Origin of the sequence: Okeania sp. SIO2F5, from assembly GCF_010692685.1 — a bacterium.
Lineage (GTDB): Bacteria > Cyanobacteriota > Cyanobacteriia > Cyanobacteriales > Microcoleaceae > Okeania > Okeania hirsuta.
Genome location: NZ_JAAHGU010000002.1, coordinates 15441 through 31913, shown reverse-complemented (window position 1 = coordinate 31913; position 16473 = coordinate 15441). Strand labels below are relative to the sequence as shown.

Annotated in this window: 11 protein-coding genes; 1 reads left to right on the top strand and 10 read right to left on the bottom strand. The window is 35.9% G+C overall.

Annotation, left to right across the window (positions count from 1 at the left end):
- Positions 1-145 precede the first annotated feature (145 nt).
- Positions 146-394, bottom strand: coding sequence for a Ycf34 family protein (locus F6K27_RS00690; RefSeq protein ID WP_124144887.1), 249 nt, complete (start codon positions 392-394; stop codon positions 146-148).
- Positions 395-1267: 873 nt separating this feature from the next.
- On the opposite strand from F6K27_RS00690, the gene F6K27_RS00685 reads away from it, so the two are divergent.
- Positions 1268-2548, top strand: coding sequence for a CCA tRNA nucleotidyltransferase (locus F6K27_RS00685; RefSeq protein ID WP_287272803.1), 1281 nt, complete (start codon positions 1268-1270; stop codon positions 2546-2548).
- 1197 nt (positions 2549-3745) lie between these two features.
- On the opposite strand, the gene F6K27_RS33415 is transcribed toward F6K27_RS00685, so the two are convergent.
- The 9 genes from F6K27_RS33415 to F6K27_RS00645 all read right to left on the bottom strand — a co-directional run bounded on the left by F6K27_RS33415 (position 3746) and on the right by F6K27_RS00645 (position 15744).
- Positions 3746-3943, bottom strand: coding sequence for a hypothetical protein (locus F6K27_RS33415; protein WP_353735908.1), 198 nt, complete (start codon positions 3941-3943; stop codon positions 3746-3748).
- Positions 3944-4552: 609 nt separating this feature from the next.
- A complete protein-coding gene (locus tag F6K27_RS00680; RefSeq protein WP_287272801.1) occupies positions 4553-5848 on the bottom strand; it encodes a TldD/PmbA family protein in 1296 nt (431 codons plus the stop codon).
- An 80-nt stretch (positions 5849-5928) separates the two neighbouring features.
- Positions 5929-6789 carry a Tab2/Atab2 family RNA-binding protein gene (locus F6K27_RS00675; RefSeq protein ID WP_124144885.1) on the bottom strand — a complete coding sequence of 287 codons (861 nt, stop codon included), beginning with the start codon at positions 6787-6789 and terminating at the stop codon, positions 5929-5931.
- A gap of 953 nt (positions 6790-7742) precedes the next feature.
- Complete coding sequence (locus tag F6K27_RS00670) at positions 7743-7946, bottom strand: hypothetical protein (protein WP_124144884.1); 204 nt, start codon at positions 7944-7946, stop codon at positions 7743-7745.
- Between the two features lie 2301 nt (positions 7947-10247).
- Positions 10248-10370 carry a hypothetical protein gene (locus F6K27_RS00665; protein ID WP_287272799.1) on the bottom strand — a complete coding sequence of 41 codons (123 nt, stop codon included), beginning with the start codon at positions 10368-10370 and terminating at the stop codon, positions 10248-10250.
- A gap of 23 nt (positions 10371-10393) precedes the next feature.
- Positions 10394-10657, bottom strand: a complete 264-nt coding sequence (locus F6K27_RS00660; RefSeq protein WP_287272797.1) for a carbonic anhydrase — start codon at positions 10655-10657, stop codon at positions 10394-10396.
- A gap of 506 nt (positions 10658-11163) precedes the next feature.
- Positions 11164-11724 (bottom strand): hypothetical protein, encoded by a 561-nt coding sequence (locus tag F6K27_RS00655; protein ID WP_287272796.1) that lies wholly within the window; start codon positions 11722-11724, stop codon positions 11164-11166.
- A gap of 295 nt (positions 11725-12019) precedes the next feature.
- Positions 12020-13303: a CO2 hydration protein gene (locus F6K27_RS00650; protein WP_287272794.1), complete on the bottom strand. Its 1284-nt coding sequence runs from the start codon at positions 13301-13303 to the stop codon at positions 12020-12022.
- Between the two features lie 893 nt (positions 13304-14196).
- Positions 14197-15744, bottom strand: coding sequence for an NADH-quinone oxidoreductase subunit M (locus F6K27_RS00645; protein WP_287272793.1), 1548 nt, complete (start codon positions 15742-15744; stop codon positions 14197-14199).
- Positions 15745-16473 lie beyond the last annotated feature (729 nt).

Here is a 16473-nt window from a genome sequence, read left to right as displayed (position 1 = left end):
TTCCCCCTATTGCCTGTTGTCTGGGAGTTTCGCTATATTCATAAATAGTAAATAATTTGAGCGAACATAAAATCTCCTGTTCTGTACTATTTCCTACTCTCACTCTATCTATAAAAAGAAGGGGAAATAAAGAATTAGAATTACTTTAAGTAGGGATGAGTTCACCTGGTCTTAATTTTGCCCATTTGCCCATTTCTTCTTTAAAACTTTCACAACCAACAACATCCCACTCCATTTCAATTTCATTATTTTGAGGACGAATGTTAACATTGATTGTAGGTTCAACCGGGTCAAAGTCTGGATTTTCTGTTAAATGAAGTTGTTCGTGCTGAGTTTCTACAGCATGATAGGTAACACACCGATCTACATAGTGGCAGTTAACACAAATACACATTTGTAAGTACCTCGTTAATCCTCAACTCTCATCTTAATTGATGCAATAATATCGTGTCCGTTTGATTAGTGATAATAAAGTTCTTAGGTGGTAGGTGGTAGGTGGTAGGTCTAAATTCAAGATTGAATACTGGAAACAGAGCAGAAACTTGAGATATTCCTTCAAGATCGCTTCAATAGAACATTTTTATTAAACTTAATCATCCGGACATGGTATAATTTTCTATTTTAATGATTTAATGAGTTTATATTCTAGCCCAAATTAATTTTATAGCAGTCGAAGCAGAGCTTAGGACGTTCCTAAATGCTCAAACCCAGTCATATAGAATCCGGGTAATTAGTTATCGTATCTCTCTCGAAGTCAGGAGTCAGGAGGACTGAGTCATAAGTCAGGAGAAAGGAAGGATGAGAGTGGGAATTATCTGGAGATATTCCAGTATTTTATATCTGCATTGAATGGAAGTAGAAAGTGCGATAACTGTATAACCGGATTTCAGATCGGAGATTACTTCTGACTTCTGACTTGTGCGTAGCGCTGATTTCCTACTCAGAAAGTCTAATTAGGGCTTACCGATCTAATCTAAAAGCATTGACATATAAAGACAAGTGCCTTTTTGGGGTCGAAAAAAGTGCAAATTTTTCAGTCTAAAAGGCTCAAAAAGTTAGTATTTTAGGCGCATAGTTGGGTAGAAAAATCATTCTTACAATTCTTACTCCTACCTCCTTGCTCATTCCTATTTCTCCTGTCTCCAGTATAGCTGTCTTCCCCTCCTGGGAGGGGGAGGGGCGAGGGGTGGGTTGTCTCCTACCCCAGCAAAAAGACTTTCCATACGCAAGCCCTAATTACAGAGAAGTTCACTTGATTTTTTTAGCAATGTCGATCAATTCCCTGTCTGCTTTATCTCCGGAAAATTGGCCATTTGACCGAGAAATCCTGCCCCAACCTGTTTATTTGGTCGGTGGATCTGTGCGAGATGCTTTGCTGAAGCGCAAAAGTGATTATCTGGATTTAGATTTTATTATCCTCGACCAAGCAGTTAACATTGCCAAAAGTATTGCGAAGCAGTATCAAGCGGGGTTTGTGGTATTGGATGCCGAACGAAAAATTGCTAGGGTGGTATTTCAAGGGACTACAGTTGATTTTGCTGAAATAGAAGGTAATAGTCTGGAGGAAGACTTATGGCGACGAGATTTTACAATAAATGCGATCGCTTATAATCCTTTTAATGATGAGGTGATAGATTTATTTAATGCTCTGAAGGATTTGCAAGATGGTATAATTAGAATGGTAAAATCTGCTAATCTCAGAGATGACCCTCTCCGACTATTACGCGCATATCGTCAAGCAGCACAGTTAGATTTTGTTATTTCACCAGAAACTCAAACAGTTATTCGAGAGTTTGCACCTTTGCTGACCCAAGTTGCAGCAGAAAGAGTGCAGACAGAATTAGGTTATTTATTGAGTCATCCCCAAGGCATGGTTTGGATAGAAAAAGCTGGGAAAGATGGTTTACTTTCGAGTTATTTTCCTACTGCGGGAGAAAATTGGGAAATAGCAAAACAAGTAGACATAGCAGCAGAGGAGTTAGGAAAAAATTGGTATCAGTTAAAAGATGAGTTAGCAAGAGGGGTACGCGATACAGTAAAAACCTCTTTGTTGGCGATCGCTAAGTTAGCAATATTAGTTAATTCCGATCCAGAAAAAGCAGAAGTTGAATTGATGGGGTTGAAGTATAGCAATGCAGAAATTAGGAGTACAATTGCAGTTATTAAAGGTTTAGCTAAACTGTCAGAAATAGAAATTTCTCAGATGTCTGTGAGGCAACAATTTTTCTTATTTCAAGAAATAGGAAAAAATTTTCCTGCTTTAGCAGTTGTAGGAGTAGGAAAAGGAATATCCATAACAGAAATTGATTGTTTAGTTAAACGTTATATTAATCCAGAAGACCAAGTTGCTCACCCCACTCCTTTATTGAACGGAAATGATTTAATTACAGTCTTAAAATTACCCAAAAGTCCGATAATTGGTCAACTATTAACAGAAATTAAAATAGCACGAGCTGAGGGAAAAATTTCCACTAAAGTTGAAGCAATTAAATTAGCAGAAAAATTAATTCAAATTAAGAAGGAAGAAGGAAGAGGGAATAAATATTGAAAAAAAAACAAATGATCTCAAATCAGTTTGATTGGACATCAAAAAAATCAGGACTTACGCAGTACCGCTATATACAGCGTATAAGTTGGTGATAATTCCAGATATATCCAGTATAATTAGTGCTGTTGCGTAAGTCCTGAAAATGCTCGAATCGTCATAACTACTAAATCTTTGTGATTCTCTCGCCTCCTGATCTCAAATTTGCTTAATTCGGTATAAAAAAATATTCCATCTGAGCACCATTGCCAAATCTTTCTTGATCTCCCCACCCTCCCCACACTATGAATCTAATTACACCAATGCTACCAGATTTTATATAACTCCTGACTCCTGACTCCTACTTCAAAAGATTTTATACCGATCACGACAGTAGTCATATCATGTCCGGTAGCAATTCATGTCCGGTCGCAATGACTTCTTACCCCCTCGCGGTCTCAAATGCTGATTTTTGATATTTTTATCCCTTCTTCTCCTCACTTATTATATCTATTCAGGATTTCTTTGGCATAATCATAATTGATTCCTACAGCGATTTGCTCGGCAACGCGAACGCGAACGCACTATTTTTTATACCAAATTCACGCAAAGGCAGTTACATCTTAATTTGTGATTTATTCCTAAAAGAAAAAATTATAAATTCCATAAATTCTCAAATTTCCACCTTTTTTCCTCTTTAATATTTATGTTTTTCTTTCTCTGTTCCCTGTTCCCAGTTAAGTGTTCCCTGTGTCGTCACGCTTTGCAATATTTTATGAAATTGGTATTAGAGTCTACCCTAAGGAGAGTTCCCAAAGTAATACCAAATTCAAAAAAGGTCGTTACAGTATTAATCTCTAAATTCCGACCAGCAGAGAAAACCACTGTAGCAATATTTTATGAAATTGGTATAAGTGCCATCTTCTGGATTCTACAGAATCTTGACTTTTAAGGTACTTTTGTCCGAGTTCAAATGAACTCAAATGCGGAGCTAGATAAGCTTTCTTGGCCATTCAATTTATCCAGATTATCTTCCTTGATGATAAAATGGTTTTGACAACCAGATTTAGTATTACTCTTCAAAGTTTTGAACTAGGAATAAAGCTGTTTTATGGTGGATTTCATCTATGAGATTTAAAATTAGAAATCTCATTCGATTAACTGCTTTTTTCATGGGTTGCTTGGTTTTAGATTTAGCCTTCGTTAATAAGCGAGATTAAATCATCTACAGTAATAGCAAAGTCTTTGAATTTTACCAATGTCACCGGAACCTATCCATCCTCCATTTATCTTGTCATCTCCCTTGCCACCAATAATGACATCATCACCAAGACCGCCATCTATTGTGTCATTACCGCCACCACCTTCAAGAGTTTCTTTTTCATCTGAACCATTTATTTCATCATTTTTGAATAATATAGATGTTTTTTATTTGATCAGGATTGTAAAGCCTATTTAGAAGAAAATTAAAGAGTCAAGCAGAAAATTTATCAAATCTTTACTTTGTAAATATATATTAATATCTGGGATAATTAAGCTCTAATACAAGATCAGATTTTTCAACCCACATATAATCAAAAAGAACTTTCCTCTGTAACTTTTGTGGAAAGAAAGTATGTAAGATTTTTGTTAAAGATTTTTTTAGAGGCAAAAAGGGGAAATCGTTTTCTAGACAAAAATTATAGGATGCAGGAATTGTTGATTTATCCTCTATTTAACAAAAGAAGGATTAATACCGAATCCGAGAAGAAGTTAAAGTTCCACTTATAAGTGACTAAGGGGAGAAAGAAGTTCAACAATTAATAATTAATAATCACCTCTTCTGAAAACGGGTAGGATTGGCGAACATAATTTTTTTGATTTATTTATGCTAAAAAATAACAGGATTTAAGCCTTAATTATTCGATCAAGAACTATCGGAAAGTATAGAAAAGGATAAAATTTTTGATCGCTAACTAAGCGGATATGATATTACTATCAAAATCAAATTAAGAGCTAATAATAATTATTAATGATTGCGTAAGTAACTCAATCTATTCTGCTAATAGTAGATAATCCTTCTACAATTACATGGGGAGTATAACAAGAACCGTTCCATTCGCCGTCATTTCCCAATGTGACTAATTGCTTTAATGCTGTATAGACATTACCAGCAACCATTGTATTCTTAACTCTACCAACTACTTCACCTTTTCTCACACGATAGCCAAGTTCAACATTAATCGAAAAGTCACCAGAAATACCAGCACCGCCACCCAGAATTTGGTCTACTATAATTGCATCATCCAACATAGTAGTTGATTCCTTTAGCGATCGCTCTCCTGGCTTAACTATAAAATTAAATAATTCTGGTGTAGGGTAGCTACCTAAATCTGGTCGGAACCCATTACCAGTAGTCCCACTCCCCAATAATCTGCCAGTAGTTCGGTCTGTATAAAACAATTGTAAAATGCCGTTTTGAATAAATACTATAGAACGAGCAGGAGTACCCTCATCATCAAAAGGACAACTAAACGGTCCTTCCTCTGGTTCTTGGGAAATAGTAATATGTTTGTTAGTCACAACTTCCCCTAAGCGATCGCTCCAAGGAGAAGCACCTTCCAAAACTTGTTTGCCATTCAAAGCAGCAGAGAAAGTACCCCATAATAAATCTGCAGCTTTAGCCGTAAATAGAATAGGTACTCTACCTCTAGGAGGTATAACATTTTTTTGTGCCCAATCTAATCGTTGCAAGATTCTATTTGCTACTTTCCTGGGGTCAAGACCATTACGCTGAATTTGGCCATCAGATATATTTAATAAGTCGTCACCTCTGACCCAATCAGTTTCTAAATAACCACTAAGGGTGGTATCTATATGATGACAATCTAGTCCTAGGGAATTAACTAAACGAGTAGATTCAATTTCGCAGTCCCATTCTCCATGACAAATCACATCTGGATAAACTTCTCGAATTAATGTGATCGCTTCTTTTCCCCAAGTTACAAGTTGTTCAACTGATATAGATATTCCTTGGTTAGGATAATATCGATTTTTCGCTTTCGAGGATAGTTCAATATATTCTGGTTGATTAAGACTACTTATAGACAAGGCAAGTTCTACTAAAGCTTTAGGTTCCACTGGCCCATGAGCTACAGCTATTCCTGGACATCCATTTCGCCAAAGTCGGAGCGCTATACCCTCTGACTGAGTGCTTTCTAGTTGTTTGAGTCGATTGCTTTCAAAAAATACGGGCCGGCAGTGCGATCGGGCTTGAAATACCTCTGCTGCCTCAGCTCCTGCTTTGGCAGCTACTTCTAGCAGTTGTTCTGCTAATTGGGTCATAAAATTCTGTTTGGGATTTATGATTTTGGACAATAGAGTTGTTAGTAGGATTTTACCAACGTCCAGTACCCAAAACTTAACTAGATATTAATTTCTTGCAGCAACCAAAAACCAGCAAACGATTCAGATTCTGGATTTGACTGTACAGCCAGAAAATGAACTTGTTTGACTTTCGACTTTGCTTCGGAAAATCTTTTAGCTTCCTCAATAGTTGATGAATTAGCCAGATTAGCTAAAATCCAACAATCATTACCTCCAGTTTCCAGGAGTAATCTAGCTGGGGGACCTGAATTAAATTTGACAAAAGCTAATTCTAATCCTGACATCCAAGCGGCTAAAGGTTTTGCCCTAGATGAATAAATAATTAAACCTGGAATCTGTAAATTGGGTGCAAGACCCATCATGCTCAGGGGAAAAGCTTCTTCAAAATCAATGTCCCACTCTGACATTTCTGCAAAAGCCTCAGCTTCTAAACTAACAAATGCCCATTTTTCTCCAATTAAGGCATCTGGTAGAGGTTGTGGTGCGGGACTCATGTATTGAATTGAAGGATTTGTTCCTGCTTGATAACTAGAATAAGTGGGATAAACTTCTTCCATTCGTTGTTGTAGCCACTGGTTGAGTGCGTAGGTGCGACGACTTAGAACCGCAGGAATGGCCATTTCTCCACAAGCTTTGGTAATCATATTGTTCATTTGACGACGGAAAAAGCGAATTTTTTGAGGTGCTTCTGGAGCATCAGCGATCGCTTTTTCAATGGCGCTCCGTAGCCAAATTGAGTTTACCTCTTGGTTACTTGTAAACTCAGAGTAACGATACAAAGAGTCTGTAGGATGATTAATATCTAGGGGACTTTCGCATATTAAGAGTTCCCAGAGTTTTTTTTGTCTTTCATCAAGTATTGGACGACTGTAAAAGTCTAGTTCCCAAATAGTTCCCATGCCTTACTCTTAAATTGATAGTACAGTTATTCTAAGCTATGGCAGGAAGGTATTATATCAGGTATGATAAATGTTTGTTACAAATACTTAGGGGACCTCTATCAGTCAATAGTCAGCATTCAGCAGTCAGGAGAATATGTTCTTATATTATCTCCGGTTGAATAGTTGTAAATCACGAGGGAGTCATCAGGTAGGGTTGCCGTCGGTCAGTCAAAGTAAAGTCAAGAGTAAACAGAAGAAGAGGAGAAAGTTTGTCGTTCATCGCGTCAGCGGAACGGAGTTCTATCGGGACTTTAGCAAAAAAATAATTAAAAATCGCCTTAAACCCTTGCTGTGTAATGCTTTAACGTCAAAATAGCCTATTTCTTGATATATCTAGAGTTTGAGCCATTTTTAGCCTGTTGACGTATTTTCCTTGCTAGGGTTGAGTTTTAAGCCATTTTCACTGTCAAAAATATCAAAGTCCCGCTATCCAAATTGATATTACTTTAATTTGATTATTGGCGTTGCATCATCATGGGATGATTTTGATATGTGTCAAAAAATTTGTTTTAATCTATCAACATTTTCAGATGGGTGCAAATGTGATTATCATCCCGCAATTATACAACGCCTGATTATTTGTAATATGAAACATCAAAAATAATTCTACAGTTATTTCACAAAAGCTGAAATAAAAGTTGAGCAAGACGAGATAGTTAAACAATAATTTTACATGAAATACAAGTAATTATGCAATTTTCCAGTCTCCCAATCTCCCAATCTCCCAACCTCCCAATCTCCCTAATCAATCATCTGTAGGAAGTATTAATCTATATTCATATAATATTCTTTTTAAAAATTAAAATATCAATTTTCAATTTTCGTACTAAAAAAAATAAGAAGCCTCAAAAAGACTCCTTTCCTTAATAGTATTTACAAACAAAAAAGGTTTTTCAGCGGATGGAAATAATCTATGCTGGGACATTTATTAATACTCTAGAGTTTTGTTTACGAGAACTTAACCAGTCTCCACGAGTCTGAAATACTTGAGAACGAGTTAATAGCATTAATTCTAAGTCAGGCATTTCTTCTCGACATCGTGGACAATACCAGTAAATAGTATTATGACGTGCATGGCGTAGTAATGTTGTAGAGCAACAAGGACAAGTGTGCATAATATACCTCAAATTTATTTGAAAAATATGACAAGATTTAACAACAAACCCCTAACAAATAACTGATGATTTTATCAGGGTAATTAAAATCAGACTAAATTATTGAAGCCTTGTATCTATATAGATAGGTTCAGCTACAAAAACCATAAAAATTGTGTTAAAAAACTTGAAATAAGCTTCTTTTAATTAACTTATATCTTCGCTATCTAGTGAGTAAACTTTGTAAAAACAAAATAAACTAAGCACTATTAAAAGCTGAAAAATCAATGGATATGTCTTCAGAGGTGTGCTTATAAATTAATGCAGAACTCGCAGAAAGAGTTAATAGAATTATATAAACTGATTGCACTTCTCTTATCTCCAAATGCCAATTTGATATTTATATCTCAGCTTTTAGGTCAAGTTGCTAACCTTGCCAATTAAGGTAATCTATAAATATGAAGAACTTGTGAAGATAGAGAAAAATGTCACAAAAGTTGACACTATAATAGCAATCCTAAATCGTTTGTAAAAAATCAAAAATATATCGAAAGTCTGAAACTCTTATCCCTAGTTCCCTATGCCTTTTTCTCTAGTCCCTGCCTATTCCCTTTTTGCCAGATATTTTTACACAACCGTACCAAGGAATGCTAAATCTAGATTTATATCTATGGAATAAAAGGAACACCTTAATTGATAGTAGGAAAGAAGGATGTATAGCAAATATTATTAGACTATTGGGCATCTGACAGTAGTTTGCGACTTAATACAGGTATTTTTCCGAAATATAGCAGTCTCAGGAAAGCTTAGGACATATCAAAAGCTTAAAGTTCAGACAACGAAAATTTTTCCTTCTTTTCTCTCCTAGATAACTAAAGCCTTCCTTATTTCTTCTTCCTTCTGCTATATCTACTCTTTGAAACCATGGATTAGCTTCTATTCTGATTAAAGATTTCAAGCAGCAAAATATACTATTTTTTACTTCAAGAGAGCAGGAAAAAATTATAATTTTCTTTCATAAGCAGGAATTGGTATTAGTTCAATACCGGGACTTTAGCAAAAAATGGTTTAAAAATAGTTTTAAACCCTTGCTGTATAATGCTTTAACGTCAAAATAGCCTCTTCCTTGATATATCTAGGGTTTGCGCTCAAAAGTCTTATGGGTGAGGGTAGGAGACAGGAGACAGGAGACAGGAGAAAAGGGTCGGGAGCGAGGAAGTAGGAGTAAGAATTTTCCCTTGATTTTTCTGCCCAACTCTGGCCGAAAATGCTAATTTTTTGAACCATTACGACCTAAAAGCTTGGACTTTTTCTAACTAAAAAATGCTAAAACCTTTATCTGTCAATGCTTTTAGATTTAATCAGTAAGCCCTATCTAGTTTTGAGCCATTTTTAGCTAGAGCAACGTATTTTCCTTGCTACCGTTGAGTTTGAAGCTATTTTTAACCTAAAAAATATCAAAGTCCCGATACTAGCATGAGTAACTAGAAAATCAGACAAAAAAATATGACAGAAAAAGCTTAACTGGGTATTTTAGTGTAGTATCTGAGTAAATTCTCTAGGATAGATATAATTTTTGAATACACATAAAAATCATTAAAGTTCAGTAATACTTCTGTTGAAGCATAGGTTTTTACTATTTATGATGATATTAGAACATCTACAATACCTGAATAGGTCATTATTTATAGATGTAACTTTTAGATTTATTCAAAAACATCACAATATAAACTAATATCATGTTCGGTAGAACAGTTATAATGAGGCTTGTAGTTTTGCTCTAGCAATAATAGTAAGTATTGTAGAGGCTCAAGCCCAACTGCAAACAAAAATTTTATTATAAGTAATTATCCGAACATGATATAACCTATCAACTATGAAAGATAAATTGACTCAAACTAATGTAGCTAGACTTCTAGGAGTATCTTTTCAGAGGATTCATACTCTGAGAATTAGGAATAAAATAAAGTTTTTTTGGGATGCAAACTTAAAGGCTTGGGTCACATCAGAGGAGCATCTTCAAAAATATCTAACTGAGAGAGGAAAAAGAGTAAATTTATCATCTCATAAATAATCAAATCGGAAATACAGGTCAACTAAAAAAACGATGCTGATTTAGTATCCTTTTTCAAAATTATTAACGATAATATTGCAGAATTACTATGAGTATAACATTACTTCTCTTGAATTTGAGAAAGCAAACATTTTATACAAATGTATGTTGAAAAAAAGTAATTAAGGACAGGACATTTTATTACTCTCACTTTGTTAAGAAACAGAAAACACAGGCAAATGAAAGTAATGCAGATTTTTCTATGTCTTTTAACTAATCAAATATACTTTTCCTTCGTCTAGATCGTAATAACCACCTAAAGTTTTTAATTTGTTTTCCTGAACTAACTGGGTAATCACTGGAGAAAGATTGATAATTTTTATTTGCTCCATTACATTAGCTTTAACAGCACTTTCTACAGAATATCCATCTCTTCTCTACCTTTAGCAATTTCTACAGCAGGTTTAATAGCAGAAATTATACTGCCAATTTGACCTGGAACAGGTTTACCATCCATTGTTGCTTTTACTGCCCCACAATTTTCATACCCTAGTACCATTAACACTTTTGAATCTAATACAAAAGTACCGTATTCTATAATACCAATTTCTTCTGGAGTCACAATATTTCCGGCTTCTCGAACTAGGCGTAGTTCAAAGGTTCGTGCAACTAGGGGCAATTAAAGCTTAAAAGTATTGATTTATATGGGTTAGAGCTATCTTACTTTTTTATGATCTGAAAGTTATAGCAATGTGCGCTGGCATATTTACAAATTACAGGAGATGTCCAATAGCTAAAAGTCTTATGTGATTCCTACGGAATGCTTGCGCAAACGGGTTTTTATTCCTCCTGTTGCCTGTTGCATATTGCCTGTTGCCTGCGCACAGCGCTATATTTCAAACAATAACGGAAGGGAATCATAAGGATTAGGGAATCATAAGGGTTTCAGAGCCTTTCTCTGACTCGCTGCAGTATATAATGCCAACCTTCTATTTACGCCGTTTTGGTACAGTATCCCGAAGTAGTAAATGCTATCAAAATCTTACATGGAATTGACATTGACAGAAAGCTTGTGAAGCAATATCAGCAGCCGAAGCAGTTGGAGTTAATTTTCTACCCTTGATATCATCCCGACACAAGCTCTGCGCGGGATTCCCATCCATCGACCGTTACTACCGATCGCCCTTATTTCACTTGATATGGCAGAGATGAATGGTGCAGATTGATTTTCAGATCACCGTTTTCATCACGAACATAACCAAAAGTGTATTCTACCTTGATCTCGCTACCGTCTGTTTTGGTGAAAAAATACTCACCCATTGAGGTAGCTGTATCGCAGTGGGTAATAATTCCTTCATTCTCAAAGCGCACATTGTTATAGGGCGCAAGAGCAAAACCTTTATCTTCGCTGATGCTCCCACTGACAAAATAAGACAAAGCCTCTTTCTCTGTACCTCTGAATGGCTCATTACTGGCCAGTGTTGGTTTGAACAAAACCGTACCAAGATCATAACCATAAAGCCTATCAAGAGTACTTTGTGCTTCTGCTTCTGGATTTTCTGCCTTGCCAATGGCGACAATGGCTTCGCCCCAGCTTTGCTGTGCAGCTAGAACATCGTTTTCTGTGACAGGATTTTCGCATGGTGCAGATTGTACTATTGGCGTAGATTGAGGGTTCGTGCAACCAGCCATTGTGGTTACTGCAGATACGATTAAAAGTGCAAAGAAATTTGGTTTCATGGTCATCTTTTTCTTTTATAGGACTAGGAGTTAATAGGTTAACCTATTTCCGCCTACAAGGCTACAAACAGATAATTTTCTTGAGAAAGTTGCTGAAATTGTTCATCATTTCTGGATAATTGGCCAAGGAAATTTAAGGTTTAACGCTCAAAAAGGAGCGCATTTTAGGCGCATAGTTGGGCAGAAAAATCTTGGGACAAAACTTAGCTCCTACCTCCTCACTCATTCCCATTTCTCCTGTCTCCTGTCTCCTGTCTCCTACCCCTACTAAAAGACTAGTGAAGCGCAAACCCTAATTATATTAACGATAATCTTGGCGCTGAATATCTCGCAACCGAGCTTCTGGACGCTTAAACCTATCTAGTTGTGCTTCAAAAAATGCACGATTTGCTTTTAAATGTTCTAGGTCTGGGTCATCTAAAGGATGTAATGTTGCCTGTCTTAATGCTTGAATAACTGCGGAAGTTACACAATACATTGACCGTTGAAAAGTAATTCCTAACTGAATCAACATATCATCTTCGCCCCGACAATTTTGTTTGTAATAATCAACTAAAAATGATGGTAAAAAATGCAGCATATCCTGCATTAATAATGTGGGAGGAATACCAGCATTTCCTACTGGAAAAACATCTGCATAAAGAATGCCATAATGAAAGTATTTTTGATTTTCTGGTACTTGTTTTGCCTGAGCATTATAAGACTTTGTACCACGGAAGGGTGCAGTGCGATAAAAGACAGCTTCTACATAAGGTAAAGCAGCTTCAAATAACCAAGTAAAACCACAAGATTTGGGAATAATTTCGTGTAACTCACCACGAATATAAACATGATGATAAATCGGGCGATCTGCTACAGCAAAAATTCCATTTACTAGGAAATTCATTGCTTCTGGAACGCTGGTTAATTTCCCTTCGTTATATAAATCAAACATTTCAAAAAAAACAGCAGCCATTACTTCCCAAAATAAACCAAGGTTACTGTAATAAGAAAGTTGTCTGACCTGTTCGATAAACATTTCTGGGAATAGTTTATACAGACCTAACATTACAGGATTTCCTTTAAAATAAGCTTTAATTGCTTTATCCGCTGCAGCCTTATATTCAGGAGTATCTAAATAAGGGTCAAATTTACCTCCCATTTCCCGATGCCAAAACATTGCCCGCATACAAGCTTCTGCAAATTCCATATTAATTCTGTCATGCCATAAATGATGTAATAATTTTGATTTTTTGCCACTTTCTCCCTTTTCAATAAATGCTAAAAGTTCTGGATGAGCTGTTGCTTCTCCGCGCCAAACTCGCAAGTCTGCATCATCACCTGCATAGTGGTTATGAAGTTCTAAATATTCTTTTGGCAGGAAGTATTTAAAGAAGGGTAAGGGGTTTAAAAATACTCGTTCGGCAATATAAAGTAAGTCGCGCCAATAGAAATCCATTGGTACTGCATAAGCTTTATAAATACCGATAATTTGCATTAGGTTTTCTGGGGTATCTGGTAGCATTGCTCCACCTGCTTCGAGGCGGTGAAGAATTTCGGCAAATTCATGTTGAGAGGGGGGAAGTTTTGTTTTTGTTTGTGTCATAATTTTTGAGGTTTTAGGTGTTAGGCGTTATATCATGTTTGCTTCAATGAAAATCATAAAAAATTGGCACTTTGTAGCACTTTGTAGATTTGGTTGAGTCCGCGTTAGCGGAGCTTATCCTGAGGATAAACCCAACAACAATAATTATATTTGTTGGGTTGCGCTAGCGCTTAACCCAACCTACGGTATTATAAATAATTATTCGCATATTAAGTTTTAGCTTGTATCTGTTGGGTTTAGCTACTTCGAGACGGGAAATTAATTTCGGCAAATTCATGTTGAGAGGGGGGAAGTTTTATTGTTATTTGTGTCATAATTTTTGAGGTTTTAGGTGTTAGGTGTTATATCATGTTTGCTTCAATGAAAATCATAAAAAATTGGCACTTTGTAGCACTTTGTAGATTTGGTTGAGTCCGCATTAGTGGAGTTTATTCGGAGGATAAACCCAACAAATATAATTATTGTTGTTGGGTTGCGCTAGCGCTTAACCCAACCTACGGTATTATAAATAATTATTCGCATATTAAGTTTTAGCTTGTATCTGTTGGGTTTAGCTACTTCGAGACGGGAAATTAATTTCGGCAAATTCATAGGAAAAGTTTTGTTTTTGTTTGTGTCATAATTTTTGATGTTTTAGGTGGTAGGTATTAGGTGTTATATCATGTTTGCTTAAATGGAAATCATAAAAATTTGGCACTTTGTAGCACTTTGTAGGTTGGGTTGAGTCCGCGTTAGTGGAGCTTATTCGGAGGATAAACCCAACAAATATAATTATTGTTGTTGGGTTGCGCTAGCGCTTAACCCAACCAACTGCAATTATAATTATCCAAACTTGATATTAGTAGGAATTTTGAGAAATATTCTTACACAGTTTTTATATCTGACAAAAAAACCTAATTTCTGTACTCCAGGAAATTAACATCTGCTGTATTTATCAAACTAGCTAATTTTTGACTTTTGACTTTTGACTTTTGAATTTCTATAGAAGAATTAGGGACTAAAAAATTGGAAGTTGCTTCACTCCAACGCACTAACCAAGTAGGTTGAATTCCTAAAAAGAAAATCACTACTGCTAATACTAAAGCAGGGGTACGTTCAGACCAAATAACTTTAGGATAATAAGCTGTATCATTATCTAATTTGCCGAAACAAGTACGGTTTAACAAAATCACAAAATAAACAGCAGTTAAACCACTGGCAATAATACACAACAGAGTAGGAATAGGAAACACCGAAAAACTACCTTGAAATACTAGAAACTCAGCAGCAAAACCTACCATTCCTGGAATACCTGCACTTGCCATTCCACCCATAATTAATAAAGCGCTCGTAAAAGGTAAACCACGCACCGGACTCATCAAACCATTCAACACAGATAATTCGCGAGTACCAACTTTGCTTTCTACCACACCTACCAGGTGAAATAGAATCGCTAAAATTAAACCGTGAGCAACCATTTGAGAAATAGCTCCCACTAAACTCAAAGGTGTATTGGCAGCAGCAGCAACAACAATATAACCCATGTGGCCAATTGAACTGTAGGCCACCATCCGTTTGATGTCTTGTTGAGCGATCGCTGCTAATGCTCCATACAAGACGCTAAAAGTACCAATTATCGCCATTCCAGGGGCGACTATTTGCCAGGTTTCGGGAAATAATCCTAACCCAAAACGCAATAGTCCATAAGTGCCTAATTTTGCTAATATGCCACCTAGAAGAATTGTGACGGGGGGAGATGATTCAACGTAAGCATCTGGCAACCAAGTGTGTAAAGGTACTAATGGAATTTTAATGCCGAATCCTACTAAGAGAATGGTTAGTAAAATGAGTTGGGTTTTTAGGGATAGTCCTTGGGTTGAGATTAGGTCATAATCAAAACTGGGAGAATTGCTTAACCAAGTTATTCCTAAAAATCCTGCTAATATCAGAATTCCGGATACTGCTGTATAGATGAGAAATTTGGTTGCTGCATAACCTCGTTTTTTACTACCCCAAATTGCTATTAATAAATAGATGGGGATTAATTCTAGTTCATAAAAGAGAACGAATAATAATAGGTTTGCGGAGAGAAAAGCACCTGCTATTCCGGCATTTACTAACAAAATTAAGGGGTAGTATAATCGCGGGCGATCGACATTATTGCCATATCCATAAACTACGATGAATGTTAGTAAGGAATTTAGGGCGAGTAATGGTAAGGATAAACCATCTATACCGAGATTATAGGTTAAACCTAATTGGGGAATCCAGGTAAAATGTTCTTGAAATTGTAACCCTGGATTATTTAGGTTAAATTTAAGGGCAATTTCTACAGTCCAAACTATTAGAGATAGGGCAATTGCTAAGGTGATTTTTCGTAATTTTTCATCGGTAATTTTTCCGGGAAAAAATCCGACTAAAGCTGCCCCTAAAATTGGGATGATAATTAAGACACTGAGCATAATTTTCTGTTATTTTTCTGTTAATTAAATTTTAGTCTGTGCGGAAGTTAAAAGTCAAAAGTCAAAAGTAAATCATTTTTTATTTGTAATTGTTTTAGGATTTTGTAACTGGTCAGTTATTTCCGCCATCCTGCACTAGTACAACTAAGGGGTAATTTCAGTTATCAGTTATCAGTTAGTCTCCTCCGGAGGAGCTACGCTAAGTAACTGTTAAATCAGGTTCATTATCTACTTAAATATTTGCCAAATATTAGCCGAGCGCCAGAGTTATTTTTGAGTGTTATCTACAGATGATTTACAGAAATAATTGATTGAGATTTTCCCTCCAATCAACCTATTAATAAATCAGTTCCATCATCAGGCTAAATTCAACATCTCAAAATTTATGTAAGTGGGGTGGGTTCCTGCCTACCCAAAAATATCAGGAACGGGCAAGATGCCCCCAAACACAAAACTATTAAAATCATCCCGCATTTTTGCAACGCTATTTTTGAGTGTCATCTACAGATGATTTACAAAAATAATTGATTGAGATTTTTCCTCAAATCAATCCACTACTAAATTAACTTAGATTCAACATCTCAATATTTTAGTCTGACAAAAACTATAATTTTTGAGTGTAATCTACGGATGATTTCCGGAAATGATTGATTGAGATTTTTCCTAAAATAAAACTACTAAATCAGATTAGATTCAACATCTCAAAATTTGAGTCTAGTACAACCAACG